This window comes from Micromonospora tarapacensis (assembly GCF_019697375.1).
In the GTDB taxonomy this organism is placed as follows: Bacteria; Actinomycetota; Actinomycetes; order Mycobacteriales; family Micromonosporaceae; genus Micromonospora; species Micromonospora tarapacensis.
Genome location: NZ_JAHCDI010000004.1, coordinates 5516507 through 5537853, shown reverse-complemented (window position 1 = coordinate 5537853; position 21347 = coordinate 5516507). Strand labels below are relative to the sequence as shown.

General features: G+C 68.4%; 21 protein-coding genes and 2 pseudogenes. 10 read left to right on the top strand and 13 right to left on the bottom strand.

The genetic code is table 11. The features are described from left to right. Nucleotides 1-495: 495 nt before the first annotated feature. Together vapB and KIF24_RS31525 are read left to right on the top strand one after the other, a co-directional pair. Entirely contained in the window at nt 496-720 is a 225-nt protein-coding gene (gene vapB, locus KIF24_RS31530) for a type II toxin-antitoxin system VapB family antitoxin (protein WP_221087130.1), read from the top strand. Continuing rightward, on the top strand, nt 711-1127 hold the full coding sequence (locus KIF24_RS31525; protein ID WP_221087129.1) for a PIN domain nuclease: 417 nt from the start codon (nt 711-713) through the stop codon (nt 1125-1127). The genes vapB and KIF24_RS31525 overlap by 10 nt, the downstream gene beginning before the upstream one ends. Before the next feature lie 211 nt (nt 1128-1338). On the opposite strand, the gene KIF24_RS31520 is transcribed toward KIF24_RS31525, so the two are convergent. The 3 genes from KIF24_RS31520 to KIF24_RS31510 form a co-directional block, all read right to left on the bottom strand. Beyond that, nucleotides 1339-3786 carry an FtsX-like permease family protein gene (locus KIF24_RS31520; RefSeq protein ID WP_221087128.1) on the bottom strand — a complete coding sequence of 816 codons (2448 nt, stop codon included), beginning with the start codon at nt 3784-3786 and terminating at the stop codon, nt 1339-1341. Between the two features lie 83 nt (nt 3787-3869). After that, nucleotides 3870-4580 carry an ABC transporter ATP-binding protein gene (locus tag KIF24_RS31515; protein ID WP_221087127.1) on the bottom strand — a complete coding sequence of 237 codons (711 nt, stop codon included), beginning with the start codon at nt 4578-4580 and terminating at the stop codon, nt 3870-3872. A 319-nt stretch (nt 4581-4899) separates the two neighbouring features. Next, on the bottom strand, nt 4900-5055 hold the full coding sequence (locus tag KIF24_RS31510; RefSeq protein WP_221087126.1) for a hypothetical protein: 156 nt from the start codon (nt 5053-5055) through the stop codon (nt 4900-4902). Between the two features lie 32 nt (nt 5056-5087). On the opposite strand from KIF24_RS31510, the gene KIF24_RS33725 reads away from it, so the two are divergent. Together KIF24_RS33725 and KIF24_RS31505 are read left to right on the top strand one after the other, a co-directional pair. Further along, nucleotides 5088-5234, top strand: coding sequence for an ATP-binding protein (locus tag KIF24_RS33725; RefSeq protein WP_230416013.1), 147 nt, complete (start codon nt 5088-5090; stop codon nt 5232-5234). Then, nucleotides 5231-5893, top strand: coding sequence for a response regulator transcription factor (locus tag KIF24_RS31505; protein WP_331461347.1), 663 nt, complete (start codon nt 5231-5233; stop codon nt 5891-5893). Before KIF24_RS33725 ends, KIF24_RS31505 begins: the two co-directional genes overlap by 4 nt. Nucleotides 5894-6127: 234 nt before the next feature. Here the strand turns inward: KIF24_RS31505 and KIF24_RS31500 are convergent, their stop codons facing one another. Then, nucleotides 6128-7135 (bottom strand): monooxygenase, encoded by a 1008-nt coding sequence (locus KIF24_RS31500; RefSeq protein WP_230416012.1) that lies wholly within the window; start codon nt 7133-7135, stop codon nt 6128-6130. A gap of 2 nt (nt 7136-7137) precedes the next feature. Then, the gene (locus KIF24_RS33720) at nt 7138-7335 is read right to left on the bottom strand and encodes a hypothetical protein (protein WP_230416011.1); all 198 of its coding nucleotides are present in this window, start codon (nt 7333-7335) and stop codon (nt 7138-7140) included. Nucleotides 7336-7520: 185 nt separating this feature from the next. On the opposite strand from KIF24_RS33720, the gene KIF24_RS31495 reads away from it, so the two are divergent. From KIF24_RS31495 to KIF24_RS31475, 5 genes are all read left to right on the top strand, one after another. Next, complete coding sequence (locus tag KIF24_RS31495) at nt 7521-8942, top strand: phosphatase PAP2 family protein (protein ID WP_221087124.1); 1422 nt, start codon at nt 7521-7523, stop codon at nt 8940-8942. After that, nucleotides 8939-9163, top strand: coding sequence for an aromatic-ring hydroxylase C-terminal domain-containing protein (locus KIF24_RS31490; protein ID WP_221087123.1), 225 nt, complete (start codon nt 8939-8941; stop codon nt 9161-9163). Before KIF24_RS31495 ends, KIF24_RS31490 begins: the two co-directional genes overlap by 4 nt. A 242-nt stretch (nt 9164-9405) precedes the next feature. Next, entirely contained in the window at nt 9406-11184 is a 1779-nt protein-coding gene (locus KIF24_RS31485; protein ID WP_221087122.1) for a glycosyltransferase, read from the top strand. Next, on the top strand, nt 11181-11828 hold the full coding sequence (locus KIF24_RS31480) for a DUF998 domain-containing protein (protein ID WP_221087121.1): 648 nt from the start codon (nt 11181-11183) through the stop codon (nt 11826-11828). Before KIF24_RS31485 ends, KIF24_RS31480 begins: the two co-directional genes overlap by 4 nt. Beyond that, complete coding sequence (locus KIF24_RS31475; protein ID WP_221087120.1) at nt 11819-12415, top strand: DedA family protein; 597 nt, start codon at nt 11819-11821, stop codon at nt 12413-12415. Before KIF24_RS31480 ends, KIF24_RS31475 begins: the two co-directional genes overlap by 10 nt. Nucleotides 12416-12513: 98 nt before the next feature. Here KIF24_RS31475 and KIF24_RS33715 read toward each other — a convergent pair whose 3' ends face one another. Next, on the bottom strand, nt 12514-12837 hold the full coding sequence (locus KIF24_RS33715; protein WP_456238351.1) for a transposase: 324 nt from the start codon (nt 12835-12837) through the stop codon (nt 12514-12516). 101 nt (nt 12838-12938) lie between these two features. Here KIF24_RS33715 and KIF24_RS34850 point away from each other — a divergent pair. Continuing rightward, nucleotides 12939-13133: pseudogene (locus KIF24_RS34850) on the top strand (MMPL family transporter); the annotation flags it as partial. 30 nt (nt 13134-13163) lie between these two features. Here KIF24_RS34850 and KIF24_RS31460 read toward each other — a convergent pair. The 7 genes and pseudogenes from KIF24_RS31460 to KIF24_RS31430 form a co-directional block, all read right to left on the bottom strand. Then, nucleotides 13164-14858 (bottom strand): sensor histidine kinase, encoded by a 1695-nt coding sequence (locus tag KIF24_RS31460; protein WP_331461346.1) that lies wholly within the window; start codon nt 14856-14858, stop codon nt 13164-13166. Then, the gene (locus KIF24_RS31455) at nt 14855-15538 is read right to left on the bottom strand and encodes a response regulator transcription factor (protein ID WP_269440645.1); all 684 of its coding nucleotides are present in this window, start codon (nt 15536-15538) and stop codon (nt 14855-14857) included. Before KIF24_RS31455 ends, KIF24_RS31460 begins: the two co-directional genes overlap by 4 nt. Nucleotides 15539-15900: 362 nt before the next feature. Next, the gene (locus KIF24_RS31450; protein ID WP_221087118.1) at nt 15901-16803 is read right to left on the bottom strand and encodes a tyrosine-type recombinase/integrase; all 903 of its coding nucleotides are present in this window, start codon (nt 16801-16803) and stop codon (nt 15901-15903) included. A gap of 376 nt (nt 16804-17179) precedes the next feature. Further along, a pseudogene (locus tag KIF24_RS31445) lies at nt 17180-17313 on the bottom strand (transposase); the annotation flags it as partial. 109 nt (nt 17314-17422) lie between these two features. After that, nucleotides 17423-17836: a group II intron maturase-specific domain-containing protein gene (locus KIF24_RS31440; RefSeq protein ID WP_230416010.1), complete on the bottom strand. Its 414-nt coding sequence runs from the start codon at nt 17834-17836 to the stop codon at nt 17423-17425. A 127-nt stretch (nt 17837-17963) separates the two neighbouring features. Continuing rightward, nucleotides 17964-19229 (bottom strand): group II intron reverse transcriptase/maturase, encoded by a 1266-nt coding sequence (gene ltrA / locus KIF24_RS31435; protein WP_221083758.1) that lies wholly within the window; start codon nt 19227-19229, stop codon nt 17964-17966. Between the two features lie 552 nt (nt 19230-19781). Then, entirely contained in the window at nt 19782-20678 is an 897-nt protein-coding gene (locus KIF24_RS31430) for a reverse transcriptase domain-containing protein (protein WP_331461344.1), read from the bottom strand. Between the last annotated feature and the right edge of the window lie 669 nt (nt 20679-21347).

Here is a 21347-nt window from a genome sequence, read left to right as displayed (position 1 = left end):
ACGCCACTACACGCTTCCGGACCCTCACCAACCGCGCCGGCCACCCCCAGTTCGCCCGCACGACCTTTGGCACGGCGCCGCATCACTCGCCCACGAGGCCGGCGCGGACCTCAAGACCCTGCAGGACCTGCTCGGCACTCCAGCATCGTGGTCACCGCCGACACCTACACCAGCGTCCTCCCCGACAGTCAACGCCGCTGCGCCGACGCCACCGGCGCCCTCGTGCTACAGCCGCTGGGGGGTCAAGATCGGGCGTAAAATGGTCGGGTGAGCAAGGCGTCCGTTGCCGATTCCGATCGGTTCGCGCTGATCAAGTACCGGACATCCCAGCACCAACGGAGCACCATCACAGCAGGCGACCGTGGGCTCGTGCCCGCCGGGGGCGGCTCGACCCGCCCGTGGGCCAACGAGGCATGTGCGGCAACCGCTCCGGATCCGCGTTCACGCCATCGTCGGCATGATATCGTGATATCATTCCTCCCAGAGAGGTGCTACATGCCCAACATCCTCGTCCGTGATCTCAGTCAAGAAGCCGTGGACCGCATCGACGCCGCAGCCGCCAGCCTCGGGCTGTCTCGCAACGAGTACCTACGCCGCAAGTTCGAGGAGAACATCAGCCCTGCCAGCGACCGGACGGTCACCGCCGAGGACTGGCAACGGTCCGCAGAGGCCTTCGCCGACCTCGCCGACCCTACGGTGATGGAGACCGCGTGGCGGTGACGAGCTGGCTGATCGACAAGTCCGCGTACGTACGCCTCCAGCTTGGTCAAACAGCGAACCGCGACGAGTGGAGCGCACGCATCAGCCGTGGCCTCGTCCGGCTCTCCACCATCACGCGCCTCGAACTCGGCTACTCGGCGCGCTCCGGAGAGGCGGGACGCCGACAGTTCGCTGCCCCACCGCTGTCACTGATGCCGGTCGAACACCTCACACCCGCAATCGAGGACCGGGCGCTGGAAGTGCAGATGCTGCTCGCCGACCGCGGCCAACACCGTGCCCCGTCAATCCCCGACCTGCTGATCGCCGCAACCGCCGAAAAGACCGGACTGACCGTCTTGGCCGTCGACAAGGACTTCGACCTCATCGCCACGCTCACCGGCCAGCCGATCGAAACCCTGCCCAGTTGAGCCGCACCCGCGAAATTAAAGCAGCGCCCGCAAGACGTTCAGGCCAGGGGAGATCCGGGCCGTCAGGCCGACCCATCCAGACGACTGGGCCGCCAGAAGGCTGATGCGAATCCACTTCGACTGAGCCGCCTCGCATCCTGTGACGCGACGCCACGAAGTCGTCGGCCAGAGGCACGTAACGGCCGCCCGGTCCAGGCGCAGGACCTGCGCATCAGCGGTCCCGGCCCGCCAGCTCGAGCACGGGCACCCGGGAGACCCGGAACGCGGGCCACGCTGCAGCGACGACGCCGGCTGTGACCGCAACGACGAGCGTCACTGCGAGGCGGGACCACGGTACGACGACGGATGGGATCTCCGCGCCACCGGTGACGTCGATCAGCGCCCAGCCGAAGCCGACTGCGACGGCGATACCGATCGATGCTGCCACGAACGACAGGAGTGCCACCTCGAGCCGCACGATTCGACGCAGCTCTCGGCGAGTCGCGCCGACCGCTCGCAGCAGCCCGAGCTCTCCAGAGCGTTCATTGATCGCGAGCGCCGTGGTGTTGGCGACTCCGAGGAGCGCGATGAAGCTCGCGAGGAGGAGCATCCCGTCGATAAAGTTCCGGAACGCGGCGATTTCGCTCCCGCTGTTGGCGACGTGTTCTGCCCGGGTCTCGAAGAACGACCCGGGCGTGGCTCGGACCAGCGCCCTCACGTCTTCCTCGGCGTCCGCGACCACTCCGTCGGCGAGGTCGACGAACAACAGAGCGTCGAGCAGACGACCGACGAAGGCGTCGAGTGTCGCACGGTCGACGAAGTACAAAGGGGCTTCGAACCCGCCGGTGCTCCTCGCCACCACGGCAACGATCGGCGCCTCGAGTGTCGAGCGTTCGAACTCGATCGCGAGGGTGCCGCCAAGCAGCGCCGGGTCGTCGCCGACCACGGCCACGCCCCCCTTGCTCAGGTCGGCGAGGTCGCCGGCGATCGGGTCGAGGTCGAACATGGTGGGCAGTGCGGTCGGGTCGATGCCGCCGATCGCCTCGGCTTTACCTGCCGCGATTCCTTCGGCGATCGACAGCGCAGCGACTGCGTCGACGTCGGGCAGCGCTGCGATCCGGCCGGCCAGGGTGGGGTCGATCGTCGGGAAGTCGGCGGTCGCCGACGTGACCACCAGGTCGGCCTGCAGTCCTTCACGAACGTCCGTCCCGACCGCGCTCGTCAGTGAGCTCGCGAAGATCGCGAACATCGTCACCATCGCGGTGCCGAGCATGAGCGTGAGCGCCGTCGACGCCGATCGACGAGGGCTCGCAGCCAGGTTGCCCGCTGCGATCGAGCCACACACACCGGCGGCGCGACGGGCCACTTGAGCGCTCCCACGCGCTGCGGCGGTCACGATCGCCGGGCCACACAACACGAGCGCCGGGACGATGGCAACGACGAGTACGACCCACGTCGCGCTCGAGCGCACCACAGCCACAGCTCCTCCAGCGATCGCCACCGCGGCGAGCACGAGCCCGCTCGCAGTTCGCGCCGGACTCACGACCCGGGGTTCCGCCGCGCTCTCGCGCAGCGCCTCGATCGGCGGTGTCGCCGCCGCGCGGCGAGCCGGGATCCATGCCGACAGGATCGTTGCGCCGATACCGACGGTCGCGGCGACCGCGATCGAGGTCGTACTCACGATCGACGGCCCGGTGAGCAACGTGATCCCGGCGAGTCCGACGAGCCAGCGCAGCGCGCCCACTCCCGCGACCCCGCAGACGAGGCCGACGAGCGTGGCGATCGTCCCGACGAGCGCCGCCTCGATCACCACTCCGCCGAGCAGTTGGCGTCGTTCCGCACCGATCGCACGCAGCAGCGCCGACTCCCGCCGGCGGCGGGCGACGGTGAGCGCGAACGTGTTGAAGATGATCGTCACACCGATCAACACCGCGACCACGGCGAAGGCCAGGAGAAACACGGTCAGGAACTGCAGCGGTGACGTCGCGGCGTCCTGCATCGTCCGGATGTAGTCGGGCCCGTCGATGACCTCGGCATCAGTCAGCGCCGACAATCGGCCGAGCACCTCGGCGCGGTCAGCGCCCTCCGCGACGTCGACGAGCACCTCCGTCGGCGCCGCAGTGTCGAGCCAGGCGGACACCGCTCCGTCGGGCAACAGCACCGTTCGCTGCAACGGTGCCGCGTCCGCCGACGCGAACGTCGCGACACCGGTGATGGTCGCGTCGTACATCCCCGTCGTGGTCAGGATCTGTACGACGTCACCCGGAGCCAAGCCTGCGTCACCGGCGAGCGACCGATCGATCACGACCTCTCCGACCTCGGTCGGTGGTCGCCCGCTCGTGAGCCGGAACGGATTGAGCGCCGGGTCGGCGACCCAGTTGCGACCGACGTCGCTCGCCGTGCCGGTTCCGACTGACGATCCATCGACGACCAGCTTCGCGAAGCCGACCCATTGCGAGGCGGCCCCGTCGACGACATCGACCGTAGCCACGCGCTCGGTGATGTCCGGATCCAGTGATCGCCGAACCGACCTTTCCGGATCTCCCGGCCCTCCGCCGGGCTCGCCGAGGACGACGCCCTGCACCACGGCATCCGTCCCCGCCAACGCTTCGGCGATGTCACCGGCCGCTCGGCCACGCATCGAGTCGGACAGCACCAGCGTCGCGACGAGGAACGCCACCGACAGCATGATCGCCGTGCCCGTTAGCACGAACCGACCCCGACTCGCGAGCACGCTTCGAACCGCACTCCGCATCATCTGGCTCATCGCCCCAGGCCCTTCATCACGTCGATCACCGAATCGGCCGACGGGTGATCCATCACGTCGTGCACTCGGCCGTCGACGACGAACACGACGTGGTCCGCCCAGGCAGCAGCGTGGGGATCGTGCGTGACCATCACGATCGACTGGTGATGCAGATCGACTGCTGATCGCAGGAATCCGAGGATCTCCTGTCCGGACCGGGTGTCGAGGTTGCCGGTGGGCTCGTCGGCGAAAACCACCTGCGGCTGGGCGACCAGCGCCCGGGCCACGGCAACTCGCTGTTGCTGGCCACCCGAGAGCTCCGTCGGCCGATGATGCACGCGATCACCGAGGCGCAGCAGCGACACGACCTGATCGAGCACTGCGACACTCGGCCGGCGCCCCGACAACGTCATCGGCAGGCAGATGTTCTCCTCGGCCGTGAGCGTCGCCACGAGATTGAACGCCTGGAACACGAACCCGATCCGTTCTCGGCGCAGCCTGGTCAACTCGCGATCGTTGAGCGTCGACAGATCGGTGTTGCCGACGAATGCGCGGCCCGACGTCAGTTGATCCAGCCCGGCGGCACAGTGCATCATCGTCGACTTTCCCGAACCCGACGGGCCCATCACAGCCGTGAACTTCCCCGCCGGGAACGCGATGGTGACGTCGTCGAGCGCGACGACGGCCGACTGGCCAAAACCGTATCGCTTGACGGCGCCGACGAGCATGGCCGCAGCGTCATCAGCGTTGGCTGACAGCGCGCTCCCGAACTGCCGATCGACAGCCGTGGAACCTGGACGTGAGGACACGAGACCTCCGATGAGTGATTGGTCGGGGTTTGTTGGTGATTCCGATGGGTGGTTGGTCAGGGTTCACACGGTGGTCCACGAAACCGGTGGTGCTTCACGGCTTTGTCGTCGTCGCCCCGGCCGGGAGCGGTGTGCACACAGGCCCGGCGGCACCCGCAGCTGTCTGAGGCCCACTCAACCGAGCGAACCTGAGACGACCGTTAATGCGGCGCTCCCAGGCCGGGTCCGGTCGGCTGATTCAGGTGCCGAGCGCACCCACCAGCGTGGTGGCGTCGAGGTCCTGCCCGGTAGGCAAGGCCCAGGCGACACAGAGCACCAAGTCCTGCTGGTGGCGGAGGGAATCCACCCAGACGTGTGGGAGCACGACGTCGGCGGCATGCGCACCGTGCGTCACTGGTTCTAACCGTCGTCTCAGGTTCGCTCGGTATGAAGTGGGCATCGCCGGGCGACGCGGGTCTCGGCCTCGCCGGCACAGCCGAATGCGCCGCGCTCTACGGCTGCACGGTCAGCGCCGGCCCCGCACCGGACGGCGGCTGGATCGTGCACGCGACCCGGAAAGGCAGCCATTCGTGATCACTGTGCTCGTGGTGGAGGCCCAGCCGCTGCAGCGCTTCGGGTTTCGCATGCTGCTGGAGAGCACCCCCGACACCGAGATCGTCGGCGAGGTCGAGAACGGCGCCGCGGCCGTTCGATGGACCACCGAGCTGCATCCCGACGTGGTGCTGATGGACATCCGCATGCCGGGCGTCGACGGGATCGAGGCCACCCGGCGCATCGTCGCCGCCGGCGGACGTTCGCGGATCCTGGTGCTGACGTTCGACGTGGACCGGTACGCGCTCGCCGCGCTGCGGGCCGGGGCGAGCGGTTTCCTGCTTCAGGACACCCGCCCGGAGGAGCTGCTCGCCGGCATCCGGGCCGTCGCCGCCGGGGACGCGGTGATCGCGCCGGCGCTGACTCGGCGCCTGCTCGACGCGTTCGCCGACCGGCTTGACGATGACCTCCGCGGGGCTGTGCGGCAGGATCCCCGGCTGGACTCCCTGACCGAACGCGAGCGCGAGGTCTTCGTCGCCATCGGCCACGGCCTCACCAACGCCGAGATCGCGCAACGGTTCACGCTGTCGGAGTCGACGGTGAAGACCCACGTCGGGCGGGTCCTCGCCAAGATCGGCGCACGGGACCGGATCCAGGCCGTCACCCTCGCCTACGACCTGAGACTCACCCGGCCGATTTAGCGCTTCATCTCGCGCGTCCGTCGGGAGCGCGACCGTAGTTCCCAGCCGTGCCGCTCCGGGCGGACCCGCTCCGCGTGATCGACAGCTCCGGTGCCGGATCAGCCTGCAGCCGCCCACGCCACCGCCCGTCCGACCGCCACGACGCCGTACGGGTGTGAGTTCCCCGCGGACGTGTGTGAGCTCAGCGCTGTTCGGCTTGTGACCTCAGCGAACTCACACACGTTCGACGCTTCGTCAGGACTTGCGGGGGGAGACCACCATGATGCCGATGCACATCTCGTCGCTGGTACCGTCGCCCCACACCACGTAGCGCGGCGGCAGCTTCTTCAGCTGCGGCACTAGTTTGCGCAGCCCCGCGTCGTGCGTACACGTCACCCGCAGCGTGTCCCCCGGACCGATCTCCACCGGCGACGGCAGCTTCATCAGCCGCTGGTTGTCGAAGTCGAACTGCGGCACATCCAGCACGACCTTGGCCTTCGGCGTGCCCGGGTTGAGTTCGACCTTCAAGGCCCGCCCGAGCATGTGCATGTGGCCGAAACCGGCGAACAGCGTCATCGGCGCCTCCACCTCGTGGTCGCAGGTCTGGGTGTCACCGGGTTTCGGCGCGCCGCCCTGGTTGCACTCCTCCACCTGGCGGTCCGCCATTTCGCCGACATCCGCCCCGAACCGCTTCGTCACGTCCGCGATCGAGGCCGCCCGGTCGCACAGCGGACCCGCCTCGTCGGCGGCGCAGGGCAGGTCGACCGGCGCGTCGAGCGACCACGTCTCGAGTTCCCGGGTCTGCGGCGTACCGTCCGTCAGCCGCAGCCGCACCGCCGAGCGGTCCGACCCGGCCGGCTTGTCGCCGGTCGCGAGCAGGTTGTAGTGGATCTGAAGGACGAGCAGGCTGCCCGGCTCCAACTTGTGGCCGGCGTCCTGGTCGAGCAGCGTCTCCGTGGCGCCCGGCGCCCAGGTGTCCACCCACGCCGCGTCACCTTCTTCTACCTCGGCGCCGGCCACGCCGGTCCCGCCGAAACACTGCCAGCCGAGGCCGGGGGTCTTCGCGTCGTGCTCGCGCACCGCTTGAGCGCCGCCCGCCGGCACCGCGTACACGATGGCGTGGTGCGCGATGGCGACGTTCTCCGGCATGAACTGGGTCCCGGTCAGGAACGCCGTCTTGGTCAGGCCCGGATCGAGCACCTGGCACCGGTACTCGTCCGTGCCGCCGCCCGCCGGCGGCGCGGGCGTGTAGGCCTCGGCCATCTTCAGGCCGACGAACCGCTCGCCGGCGCGCAGCGGCTGCGGGGAGCCGACGACCCGCCCGCGTGCGCGCTGTGCGAGCCGGCCTCAGCGGGCGCCGCACTGTTGTCGGCGTCCGACCCGCAGGCGACGGCAGCGAACGCGGTCGCCAGCGCCATGGTGGCCGCCCCGAACCTCCGCAGTGGACTGTCAAGCTTCGTCATAGCCTGGAAGCTAGGCCCGATTCCGCCCTGTTTCGTCGTACTGCGGTCGTCTTCCTCGGCAGAGCGGCGGTACCACGGTGCCACTTCACCTGCACCGTACGCACGTCTATTAATCGTCGTCTCAGATTCGCTCGGTACGAAGTCGGCATCGGATAAGCGATGTAGCTCGTGCCTGGAGGCCATTGATGGCAGTCAACGCGGCGCCGTCCGGGGAAGCGCCGGCCGGTCGGCTGGCCGGCCGGTGGATGCCGCTGCTGGTCGTCGCGACCGGGCTCGGGTTCGGGCTGCTGGTGCTCCTCGTCCGGTTGCACCTGGAGCCGGTGACGAACGTCGACCGCGGTGTCGCCCGGGAGCTCAACGAGGTCGTGTCGCCCCGGCCGTACCTGGTGAACGCGCTCAACGGGACAACCCGGCTGGGCGGGCGGCCGATCATGCTCTGGCTGGTCGGCGTCGCCGCGCTGCTGCTGGTGGTGCGCCGGCAGGTCCGCCTCGCCGCCTACCTGCTGGCCACCACCGCCGGCGCGCTGCTGCTCGACCCGTCGGTGAAGTCGCTGGTCGGCCGGTTACGCCCGGTGGTCGAGGCACCGGTGGCGATCGCGCCCGGCAACAGCTTCCCGAGCGGGCACGCGCTCGGGTCGATGGTGGTCTACGGCGCGCTGCTGCTCGTGTTCCTGCCCGAGGTGCGCTACCGGAAGCTGTTCGCGGCGGCCGTCGCGCTGCTCGTGGTCGCGATCGGGATGACCCGGATCGCGCTCGGCGTGCACTACCTGACCGACGTGCTGGCCGGCTGGCTGCTCGGCGCGGTGTGGCTGAGCGTCACGGCGTACGCGTTCCGGCTGTGGCGGCGCGAGGCGGGGCACCCGGTGGCACCGCTCGACGACGGCCTGGAGCCGGAGACCGATCAGGCGATCAAACCGGCGCCGGACTCCAGCCGCCCGATCCCGCACCGCTGGGTCAAGACCACCGAGATCCTGACCGGCTGGGTGTTCACGTTCGGCATCCTGTACGCCGTCGGCTACCTGTTGAAGAACTACACCGAGGGCACCTGGCTGGGACGTTTCGACGACGGCGTGGTCCGGTGGCTGCAGACGTTGCGCACGCCCCCGCTGGACGATGTCAGCTGGGTGTGGAGCAAGGCCGGCGACATCCGCGCCATCCTGGCCATCTCGCTGGTGTTCTGCGCGATCGCGTTGGCCGTGTGGCGGCAGGGGCGACCTGTGGTGTTCGTGCTGCTCGCCATGCTCGGCGAGCTCGCCCTGTTCCTGTGCACCGCGGCCAGCGTCCAGCGGGACCGCCCGCCGGTGCCGCAGCTCGACAGCCCGATGTCGACGTCGTCGTTCCCGTCTGGGCACATCGCCGCGACGATGTGCATCTGGGTGGCGGTCGCGGTCCTGATCATGGACCGGGTGAGCAGCCGGTGGCGCTGGTTCGCCGTGGTGCTCGCGGTGGTCATGCCGGCCGGTGTCGCGCTGTCCCGGATGTACCGCGGCATGCACCACCCGACCGACCTGCTCGGCGCCGCGATCCTGACCGCGCTCTGGGTCGGCCTGCTGTGGTGGGTGCTACGGCCGAACCTGCGGGCGGCGCCGGCCGACGTGCGTACGTGACGCTGCGCTTCGTCACCTGGACATCAAGGTCGGCGGGATCGGCTGCGGCCGCGTGGACCGCACGGGTCAGCACCGTCACCGCCCGCACGGACCGGGTGGGCGGTGACACGTTGCTCATCCGGCCCGACGGCTGCGTCGCCTGGGCTTCGTCTGCCGGGCAGGACCTCGACGCCACCACGCTGGTGCGTGCGCTGGGCACCTGGTTCGGCCACCCGGCCTGAGCGCCGCTTTAACGGTCGCCTCAGGTTCGCTCCGTATCACTAGACCTCAGACAAGCGACGTAACCCGCATGTAGGGGGCTAGTGATGGCAGTCAACGCAGCGCCGCCCGGGGAAGCACCGGCCGGTCGGTTGGCAGGCCGATGGGTGCCGTGGTCGGTGATCGGATTCCCTACCACGGAGCTACATCGGTCGGCCCCGCGGAGGGACGACCGGTGCAGAACCTTCGGCCGGAGCTTCTCGGCATGGATGTGACACAGGCCGTGCTCGAGCACCCCTACCTGGTGCTCGGTCTCTTCGTGCTCATCGAGGGGCCGGCCGCGACGATCACCGCGGGCACCCTGGTCGCCGCCGGCGCTGCGGCGTTCTGGCCGATTTGGGTGATCGTCGCGCTGGCCGAGGTGGTGGGCGACAGCCTGCTCTACCTCGTCGGCCGGTCGGCCCGGCGGCCCTGGGTGGCGTCCCTGCTGAGCAGGCTCAAGGCGACGTCGCTGCTCGACCGGCTGGCCGGGATGTCACTGCCTCGGCTGGTGATCACCGCCAAGCTCGTCGACGTCTTCGCCCTCCCGGCGTTCGTGTCGGCGGGACTCGCCGGGCTCCCGTACCGGAGATTCGCCGCCTGGGTGGGTGCCACCGCCGCCGTACGCGGCCTGGTGCTGATCGGTCTTGGCGCTCTGCTCGGCAGGCAGCTGTCCGGCCTGCTCGCACTGCCCGGCGGCATCTTCCTGCTCACCGCGGCCGTCGCCGTGCCGGTCGCTGTCTTCCACCTCGTCATGAAGCGATACCACCTACGAAAAGCGACACCATCTACGAAAGGTCGTTGTCCCATGCGCATCCTCATCGGTGCCGACACCTACGCCCCGCACGTCAACGGGGCGTCCTACTTCGCCCAGCGCCTGGCCGTGGCACTGACCGCCCGGCACGAGGTGCACGTGGTCGCGCCGTCGACGGACACCCGCAGCCATCCCGGCATGTCCAGCGACGGCGTCGTCGAGCACCGCGTGCGTTCCTTGCCGGTGCCGGGCCACACACGTTTCCGGTTCTGCCCGCCAATAGGGCTGCGCGCGGCAGCGCGCCGGATCCTCGACGAGGTCCAGCCCGACGTGGTGCACGTGCAGAGCCACTTCCCGCTGTGCCGGGCGCTGGTCGACGCGGCGCGCGAGCGCGGCCTGTTCGTCATCGCCACCAACCACTTCATGCCCGAGAACCTGATCCACTACCTGCCCATCGGCAACGCTGGCCGGACGAGGGCGCACGCGTGGGCATGGCGCGACGCCGCCCGGGTGTTCGCCAAGGCAGACATCGTCACGGCGCCGACCCCGTACGCCGCCGCGCTCGCCGTCGTCTCCGGTGTGTCCGAGCCGGTCCTGCCCATCTCGTGCGGCATCGACCTCACCCGCTTCCGCGAGCAGGCGCCCGCGGCCGAGTTCCGATGGGCCTACAGCCTCGCGCACAAGCCCACCATCACGTACGTGGGCCGGCTCGACGCCGAGAAGAACCTCGACGTCGTGATGCGGGCGTTCGCGCTGGTGGGGCGCTCCCTCGACGTCCAGTTGCTCCTGGTCGGCACCGGGTCCGAGGACCGGACGCTGCGGTCGCTCGCCGGAGAACTGGGCGTCGCCGAGCATGTCACGTTCACCGGCTTCATCCCTGACGAGGACCTTCCCGCCGCATACGCGGCGTCGACGGTCTTCGTCAACGCGGGCACCGCCGAGCTGCAGAGCCTGGTCACGCTCGAGGCGATGGCCAGCGGAAGACCCGTGATCGGCGCCGATGCCGCAGCCCTGCCCCACCTCGTACGGGACGAGGAGACCGGCTACCTGTTCCCGCCCGGCGACGTTGTCGTGCTCGCCGAGCGACTGCTCACCGTGCTCTGCGACCCGAAGCACGCGGAAGAGCTGGGGCACCGGGCTCGTGCCGTGGCCGAGCAGCACGACCAGACCGGCACGGTGTCCGCGTTCGAGCAGCTCTACCGGATCCGTCCGGCCCGTGAGGCGCCCGCGCCCGCCGAGGTCGCCGCATGACAGCGACGATCGTTCGAACGGGCACCTCCCGCTGGTATCGCAACGTCCAGCTGAGCCTGGGCCTGGGCACGGCGGCCGGGGCGGGCCTGCTGCTGGTCGGCGACGTCGACCCGGTGGACCAGATGGTCAGCGAATCGATCCGGACCGTGCCGGGCGCCGTGCTGCTGGCCCTGGCGGCGTGCGGGCTCGCGGCAGCCGGCGCATGGCTCCTGGCCGGCGCCCGGCGCGTGCTGCCACCGGCCTGGCCCCTCACCGTCCTGCTGTCGGCGTGGTGCGTGTCCCTGGTCGCGGTGGTGGTGTTCCCCACGAACCTGCCGGGGACCGAAGCGGGCGTCGCCGCCGGGCTGCATCGCTTCGGCGCGGCGCTGATGGCGGCGCTGCCACCGCTCTTCGCCCTGCTCATCGCCAAGCATGCCGGGCGCGGGGCCGACCCGGCCCGGGTCCGCTGGCTGCGCGCCGCCGGGTGGTCCGCGTTCGCCGCGTGCGTCGCGTTCGCGGCGATGAACGTGCCGGCGGTGCTGCTCGGCCAAGGCCTTCTCCCGTTCGCGGGCCTGGCCGAACGGGTTCTGCTGGCGCTCGTGCTCGTCGTAGTCGGGCTCTGCGCCTGGGTGCTCGAAGGGGAGGAGCGGTCCCGATGGACCTGATGACCATGATCGAGAACGCGATGACCTCTCCGGTCATCTATCTGGCGATCCTCGCGCTGGCGATCCTCGACGCGTTCCTGCCGTTCCTGCCGTCGGAGTCGGTCGTCATCGCGGCGGCGGTCTTCGCCGTGTCGGGCATCCCGTCGCTTCCGCTGATCATCGTGCTCGCCGCGCTGGGCGCCTTCGTCGGTGATCACATCGGTTACCTCATCGGGCGCTTGTTGCGCGAGCGCCGTCCGGGCGGCGGCCTGATCCGCGCCGCCGACAGGATCGCCCCCCACCTGCACCGCCGGGGCAGCGCCCTGATCATCGCGGGCCGGTTCGTCCCCGGCGGCCGCACCGCGATCGTGACCGCCAGCGGTGCCGCCGGCTACCCGCTTGTCCGCTTCACCCTGTTCACCGCCATCGCCGCCGTCACCTGGGCCGGCTATTCCGGCCTGATCGGCTACCTCGGCGGCGCCGCCTTCGAATCCGACTCGATGCTGGGCCTGGCGGTCGGCCTCGGTCTCGCACTGTCCATCACCGCGCTCGGCGAACTGGTCCGCTACGTGTTGCGCCGCCGCCGAGCGGCGACCGCGGCCGGATGACGTCGTCGGGCATCGAGTATGGCAGGCAACGTTCGTACCCGAGTCGTGCGCCTGCGTGCGTGCGGGCGGGCTCAGCTGCCCGCCCCGCGTCTGCGGTGCTACAGAGGTTGAAAGGCTGACGTCTGTGTGGTCCGGGTGGCTCGGGGTCGAGGGTCATACCGGTCTGGGCGAGGAAGCCGGCGATGAGGTCGGTCTGGTTCTGGCAGGCGGGGTAGCCGCTGTCGAACCAGGTCGGCGAGGTGGTCGACGCCGTGGACGGCGATGTTGGTGATGCCGCGTTTCATCCAGGCCCAGACGCCCTCGGTCGGATTGAGGTCGGGTGCGTATGCCGGTAACCGCACCACGGTCAGCCAGTCCCGGGCCGCGATCAGGGTCCGCATCCGCACGCTGACGTGGGTGTTGAGGTTGTCCCAGACCAGCACGATCGGCGCGTTCAGCCCGTCGGTGGGCCTGGTCCAGGAACGCGATGTAGTCGTCCTCGCTGAAACTGCCACGCTCCCCGGCCCGGCCGCGGTGCAGCCGGGTGCGCCAACATCAGCCGCCCACGATCACCGGTCTGAGGCAGACGAGCCCGGCGATCGTCTACCTGCTCGTCAAGGGCTTCGGCATCGTGGTCAACGACCAGAACTCGGCGCTGCTGACGATCCTGGTATTCGATGTCGGCACGGACCACGCGCTGTTGCTCATCGCCCGGTACCGGGAGACTCTGCACCACCACGAGTCAGCCGCCACCATTGGGTGGCGACGCTCAGCTCGCTCGGAATCCTCGGCGTACTCGCCATCCCTCGGGTTCGAGGGCGTCGACTATTCGGTGCCGCTGTTGCACTCCTGTTCCTGGTGGCGCTCGGCGTCGACTACAACATCTTCCTGGCCAGCCGGGCGTGGGAGGAGACCGTGCGTCTCGGCACCAGAGTCCTGCCCCGACAGTGAGCGCCGCGGGGCCATGCCCGAGGGCCGCCGTCCCTTGTCCTACGCCGCCGGGGCGGGGGCGGGTCAGCGCACCGCGCTGTCCCCCGGCGGCGCGGCGCGCGATCGGGGCGGTCGGGGTCGCGGCCGGAAGGTCGACCCGGAGCAGCGCGCCACCGCGTGCGGAGCGGGCGACGGTGGCCCGGCCGCCGTGGGCGTCGACGACCCGCTGCACGATCGACAGCCCGAGACCGGATCCTGGCAACGCCCGGGCGCTCTCGGCACGGTAGAACCGGTCGAACACCCGCGGTACGTCGGCGGCGTCGATGCCCGGCCCGGCGTCGTCGACCTCCAGCACCGCCGACGCGCCCTCGGCACGGAGCCGGACCTGGACCGGCTGGTCCGCGGGGGACCACTTGCCGGCGTTGTCGACGAGGTTGAGCACCGCCCGCTGGAGCGCAGCCGGACGGCCGCTCACCCATACGGCGGTCACGTCGAGCGCGATCTCGATGTCGGGCACGCGGGAACGCGCCCGGGTCGCGGCGGCCACCACCACGTCGGCGAGGTCGAGCAGCTCGGTGTTTTCGTCGCTGACGTCACCGCGGGCCAGGTCGGTCAGCTCGGCGGCAAGGGTGCTCAACTCGGCCACCTGGGCGCCGAGATCGTTGAGCAGCCGGGTCCGGCTCTCCGCCGAGAGGGCAGTGTCGAGGGTGCCGCGCCGGTCGAGCCGGATCAGCAGCTCGACGTTGAGGCGTAGGCTGGTGAGCGGGGTCTTGAGCTCGTGGGCGGCGTCCTCGGCGAGCAGCCGCTGGGCCTGCCGGGAGTCCCGGAGCGCGGCGAGCATGTCGTTGATCGACTGGATCAGCCGCCGGATCTCCCCACCGCCCTCATCCGGGATGTCGGCGTCGAGATCCCGGGTGTGCGCGACACGTACCGCGGCGGCGGTCAGCCGGTCGATCGGTGCCAGCCCGGTCCGCGCCACGGTCCGCCCGACAAGGGCGCCGCCGACCACGCAAAGCAGCCCGATCACCAACATGCCAAACCCGAACTGGTTGATCGGGCTGTCGTCGGCGACGCGGGCCACCTGGACCGCGCCGTCGCCCGCCCGCAGCGTGTAGATCAGGTAGCCGTCCTCGTCGCCGTCGTTCGACTCCATCAGGTCGACCAAGCCGCCCTGCGCCACGCGCCCGGCGTGCTCGCTGACCGGGGGCAGCGCGGGTTGGCCGGCCGGCGTCCGGGTCGAGCCGTCGGGCAGGATGACCCGCACCAGCGGACCGGATCCGGGATACGGCGGTAGCGGAACCTGCGCCACACCGGCGCGCTCCGCGGTCGCCGCCAGGACGCGGGAGTCGGCGCGCAGCTGATTCTCGGCGGTGTCCCGCAACTGCCAGTCCAGCAGCTCACTGGATACCTGGAAGGCCATGAACACGCTCACGGCGATGGCCGTCGCCGCGATCACCGTCAGCCTGGTCCGCAGGGACCGCCGGCGCCACCATCGGGTCAGCCGGCGCGGTTCCCGGCCGGCGGGCCTGCTCACGGAGGAGTCTCCCGCAACGTGTATCCCAGACCGCGCAGCGTGTAGATCAAACGCGGCTCACCCTCGGCCTCCAACTTGCGGCGCAGGTAGCTCACATACACCTGAAGGTTGTTGGCGGTGGCGCTCATGTCGAAGCCCCAGATCGCCTCGAACAGCGCGTCGCGGGTCAACACCCGGGTCGCGTTGCGCACGAGGACCTCCAGCAGGGAGAACTCGGTCCGGGTCAGGCGCAGCGGCCGCCCGCCCCGCCACGCCTCGAACCTGTCGGGATCAAGCCGGACATCGGCGAACGACAGAACCTGCGACTCACCGTCGCCCGGCGTGCGCCGGCGCAGCAGGGCCCGCACCCGGGCCAGCAACTCCTCGGTGGCGAACGGCTTGGGCAGGTAGTCGTCGGCACCCGCGTCCAGCCCCGCGACCCGGTCGGAGACCTGGTCACGGGCGGTCAGCATCAGCACCGGCAGATCCCGACCCGCGGCCCGCAACCGCCGGCACGTCTCCAACCCGCCGAGGCGAGGCATCATCACGTCGAGGATCAGCAGATCAAGCGCGTCACCGCCGGCCCCACCGACCTCGTCGAGCACAGCGAGACCGTTGGCGACGCTGCTGGTGTCGTAACCCTCGACCTGGAGCACCCGCTCCAACGACTCACGAATGGCCGCGTCATCATCCGCGATCATGATCCGCACGCCGGCCCGCCCCCTTCCAGTCGATGCCTTGCTGCTCATTGTCCCCGACCAAGCTGAGACCAGGATTAGCGCTTCGTAGTCACCCGCCGTGAAGCAGATCATGCTCCATAGGTTCATTGATCCCAGTCTCCGCCTTCATGGCGAATGACGATTGACTAGACCTCGACAGCCGGACCTCAATCCGTCTGGGCCGAAATTCGGCCTTTTCGATCGCTTGCGGCTAGCTAGCACTCCAGCCGCACCTGATGAAGTTGGAGTCTTAGCTGGTAGTGGGCTGTTCTGGCGCGGTACTTGGTGTAGGCGTCGCCATCGTGACCATCGACGCACGTGGTCGAAAGGTCGGACGGTGGTGATCAGGTGTGCCAGGAGACGTCGGACCTCGCCGTGGGCAAGAATGAGGCCGTCATCGGATTCAGCGCCCCCTTTGGCCAGCGCGGCGGTGACGGCGAGGTAGGCGTGGCGCACAGAACGTCGCTCTCCGACCCTCCGGCTACCCGCCAATTGTGGGCGGAGGTGTGGCGTAGCTGGTGTGGGTGGATGTGGCCGATACCGGCCTGCTTCGCCCGGCGCTCAAGCATCTGGTACAGCCCACTTGCCGTAAGGGGCTTACCCCGGGCTCCGAACCACAGCGCGTCCTCACAGCCACTCCCCTCCTCCGCTAGGGGGTGGTCTTTCCGCGCCCGGAGGTAGCGGTAGAGGGCCTGCCCGGTCTTGGAGCCGTAGGGGATCATCCGAACCCTCCCGCCCTTCCCGAAAAGCTTCACGAGGTCGAGCACCTGATCTACGTCCCCCATCGTCATGCCCGCTACCTCACTCACCCGAGGGGAACCCGGCTCGCACCACAGGCGGATGATCGCGGTGTCTCTGCTACTCTCGAAGTCTGTGCCGCTGCATTCTGCAAGCAACCTCCGCAGAAGGTCATCACCGACGACCGGGATCGGCTTCTCCACGACCTTCGGGGGCGTCATCTTCCGCATTGGGGATTCGGGGACTAGCTCCTCCCGTACCGCCCAGTTGTAGAAGGCCCGGAGAGCCCGGTACCGGCCGCAGGCGGAAGCGGCCGAACGCGTCTCCAGGACGTGGAGGATGTAGCCCTCGACCCCTGCCCGGCCCAGCTCCAGGAGGTCTGCCTCGTCGACGAACGTCGAGAGCTGGAGCAGGGTCTCCCGGTAGTTCTGGGCGGTGCGAGGGGAGCAGTTACGGATCTTGAGGTCACGCTCGTATGCCTTGATGTGTAGCGAGTTGATCTTGGTCATGCACGGAGAGTAAGAAGGTATTCACAGTCCTGGCTAGACAAGAAGAAACCCCCTACCGCCTCGGGAGGCTGGTAGAGGGCTGTCTGTGCGCCCGAAGGGACTCGAACCCCTAACCTTCTGATCCGTAGTCCGAACCCATCAGATGCTCTCTACGCGTGTAGTCGTCACTTCCGGCGTGTCGCTGAGTGCTGCTACGTGCCGAAATGGGTGGCTGAGTATCTACTGGTCAGGGCGTTGTCGCGAGCGGCATGCGACATCCTGCAGTGCGGCGGTCGGCCCTGCAGGACGGGCTGTGCTGGTTCTGTTCCAGGCGTGCTGGTCATGCGCCGAACATCCGAGCACCAACGGAGCACCATCACTGCAGGTAACCGTCGCTCACCGCCGCGCAGATGGCATCCAACGGCCGGTGCACCAGTCAGCCATCTCCTTGATGACCCTGTCGGTGATCCACGAGATCGTCTCCTTACTGACCGAGGCGCCATAGATCTCCGCGAAGTGAGCGCTGAGTCGAGTCGGCCCGCAGCGCGGTTCCGGTGTTGCCACCGGCCCGTTTCTGCGGACCGCTCGCCGAACCCGCCGTGCGCCTCTCAACGCAACGGGCTCTCCACGGTTTCTGCCGTCAGGCTTGGTTCGTTGTTGCCCAGGGGGTAGGGATTCTGCTGCGACGGCGATACCGAGTAACGGCGGTCGACGCGATGTTGTGCAGTTCGATCCCGTCCGCCGTGATGGTCCGCCACCCGGTCGGGGTGCGTAGCCAGCGGTGGACGTCCTTCCATCTCCAGCGTCGTTTGGCCTTGACCCAGCGAACAACTCGCCACCAGATGAAGTAGCCGAGCCGGTCGAAGGTGTGTTTGGCGACGGCGTGTCGGAAGTAGTTGGCCCAGCCACGCGTGATCTGGTTGATCCGGATCAGCGTTTCTCCCAGGTCTTGCTGTGACAACCTGCGCGTCAGGGCACGGATCTTGTCCTTCAGTGACCGGACTGGGCGGTCACCGATGAACGTGTAGACGTGCCACTGGTCGCGGGTGCCCATCTTGCGTCTCCACCGGATGCGGAAGCCCAAGAAATCGAACCCGTCGGCCATGTGTCGGGTAGCCCGAGGGAATCTCACCCTCGGGCTCCCACAGAACGGAGCGTGACGGTCTCCCGTCACTCCGCTCTTACCACCCAGCCGGATGGAAACGGTGAGTCCACTCCCAGTGCGCGAAGAGGACGGGGTCACGTTGCGTAACCGCTTTCCACCACGCCTTGAGGCGCTTGAACCCACGCAACCGCCTGTACTTCTTGCGCGCCCACCGCATCAGGTAGGTGTTGATGCGTTTGAGAAGCGGGTCCATTTCGGTCCGGTAGAACCGGCCCCAGTAGGTCATCCAACCTCGCACGATCGGGTTGATCGCCTCCGCGAGGTCGTCCAGAGTGTCGTTTGGTCGCCGGTGCAGCCGCCAGCGGCGGACTTCCCGGCCCTTCTCGGTCAGCTTCTCCCGGCTCATCGCAGGCTGGAACGAGGTGAACCGCACCTGCCTCCGCGTGTTCCGCGCTCGCCGGGGTTGGAAGGTGTAGCCCAAGAACGTAAACGAGACGGCATCGTGCTCGTCCCGCCGGTTGCTGTCCTTGCAATAGACTATTCGGGTCTTGTCCGGGTGCAGTCGCAACCCGATCTCCACCATCCGCTGATCAATTGCGGCCCGCAGCATTTCCGCTTGCTGGCGGGTCGCGCAGTGCACCACCGCATCATCCACATATCTTTCGAACCGGACAGCCGGAAACGTGCGGGCCATCCACAGGTCGAATCCGTAGTGGAGGAAGAGGTTGGCCAGCACGGGCGAAACGGCCGAACCCTGCGGGGTTCCTCTGTCTCGCTCGTGCAGGGAACCGTCGGGATGCTGTATCGGCGCAACGAGCCACCTTTTCACATACAGCACCACCCACGGTTGGTCGGTGTTGGCCTCTACCGCCTTGACCATCAGCGAGTGATCGACACTGTCGAAGAACTTTTGGATGTCCAAATCGACCACCCAATCGTATTCCCAGCAGCGTTTCCGGCACGTGCCTACCGCGTCCAACGCGGAGCGCCGTGGCCGATAGCCGAACGAGTCCCGGTGGAACATCGGTTCCACCCGTTTCTCCAACTCGATGGCAACCACCGTTTGCGCAATCCGATCAGCCACAGTCGGCACGCCCAAAATTCTTACCCCGCCATGCGACTTCGGCATCTCCACCGCCTTCACCGGGGGTGGGAAGTAGCTACCCGAAGACATCCTATTCCAGATCCGGTACAGATTATTCTCCAGATCGGCTTCGAACTCTTCTATCGAGCACCCATCCACACCCGGCGCACCCTGGTTGGCCTTGACTCTCAGGTACGCTTCCCAGACGAGCCGCTTCGAGATGACAAACGGCTTTCCCGGCGACTTCAGCTCGCCCACTCGATCCCTCCCAGAATCTTCTGGTTGCCCGAACGAACTCACCCCGGATGGTCCGGCCCCTTCGCTCCCCCTCCATTACAGAGGGTTCCTCACTACTATGAGCCGGTCCGAATGCCAACCCCGCGACAGTACTCAACGCCTTACGGTTTCTGCCGCTTGGCGCACTCCCTCTCGCCGCCGCTCCCCAGCGGCGGCAGTGTCGGGGCTGGCCTTCCCACGTTCCACGTGAAAGCAGCAAACCGGGCTCGCGTCGCCTACATGCCGGGCACCGCCTGGCCAGTAACCGGGTATCCGCCAGACTCATCCTGGAACCTCGTGCACGCTCCAGTTCTGATGCCATCTAAAACTAATTTCGACACTTCAATAGCGATTCGCTTACGCTCGCCTTCCCGATTCCCACCTGACACCTCTCACGGCGCCTTTTCCTCATCGCTCACCACGCCGGTCTTCAGCCAACGCAGCATGAGGCGGTTTGACACCACCCCCCGAAGGGCGATGCCGAAGGGCCACAATCCTTCATCTTCCACGCAGCAGCACATCGATCGAGGTCTCCTACCTACATCCCAACCTCTCCCTCTGCGCGCGTGGCACACTCACGATCCGCGTCTTGGACGGCGACAGTCGCAGTCCCAGCGGAGCGAGCACGGCCGCGACGTCCTCGCGCAGCGCCTCGACGTGATCTCGGGTGCCGAACACCATGACGACGAAGTCGTCCGCGTAGCGGACCAGTCGCCACGTCGCCTGCCCCCGATCACGTCGATAGTGGCGCCGATTGTCCGTCGACATCCGCCCGCCGGGCTTCCACTCACGGTGCAGGTGCTCATCGAGCACACTCAACGCGATGTTGGCCAGCAGCGGTGACAGGATGCCCCCTTGCGGTGTGCCGGTCGGGGTGTCGCGTTCCTCGCCGAGCTCCGTGAGGACCCCGGCCTTGAGGAACGCTTTGACCAGCGCGAGCACACGCTTGTCCTTGACCCGATGCCGCACCCGGTCCATCAGGGCCGTGTGATCAATCGTGTCGAAGCACGCCTCGATGTCGGCATCCAGCACCCAGCGGTAGCCTCGGCTGCCGAACAGGTGGATGTCGGCGATCGCGTCGTGTGCTCGCCGGTTGGGCCGGAACCCGAACGAGACCGGCTCGAAATCGGCCTCGAAGATGGGTTCCAGGACGAGTTTCAGGGCGGCCTGCACGACCCGGTCAGCAACGGTCGGGATGCCCAGCTTGCGGACCTTGCCCGACCCACCCGGCTTGGGGATCTTGCGTTCCCGCACCGGCTGCGGACGAAAAGAACCGTCCTTGACCGCTGACCTGATGTCGTCCAGGAACGCCGGGACGCCGATCTCCCGTTCGATCCGGGCAACCGTGAGGCCGTCCGAACCGGCAGTCCGCGCCCCGGTATTGCCCGCGACCCGCTCGAACGCCACGATCAGCGTCGCCGGGTCGTGCACGAGGTTGAACAGGTCGTCGAACCTGCGGCCAGGATCAGCCGCAGCCCAACGGTGAAGCTTGGTCTGCATCCCCGATACCCACCCGAACCCGTCCTCACGGACGTGTTCCGGTGGAGCGCCGCCGTTCAGTGGCGCGTCTTTCGGCATTACAGCGTCCTTCCTTCTCGAAACCGCTGCCGTCCTTCCCCATGTGGTCGGCTCTCCCGACCTCGGAGTACTACGACGGCTCCGCCCCGCCCGACGCGTTCAGCAGACGATGTGCCTATCCCGACCATCGGACTGGCTGCCCGCCGTCGGGACCCGCCGCCGGACGGTTCCCGTGTTCACTGCTGGATCGCTCATCGAAGGAGGCACCCGACTTTGTCCCCGCGGCATCGCCACGGCTACGCCGCAGACCTTCACCATGGCCTCCCTGCGGAGGTGAAAATCCCCGCTCAGAAGTTCCCCGCCCGTCTGAAAGAGCAGGTGCGCACCGCGACCGGCCCAGATCCGCCAGGTTCGAGCCGGTGACCACTTAGGAGACGTAAACGCCGGTTCCTCGCGTATGCCTTTCCGATTCGCTAGCCGGACCCGCACCATCTGGCAGTGCTGACACGCCCCGGCGTTGTCAGGGCCGCTTGCCACCCTCCCCGGCACCTCCCGGATCAGGCTGCCCCCAGCTTCGCCAGA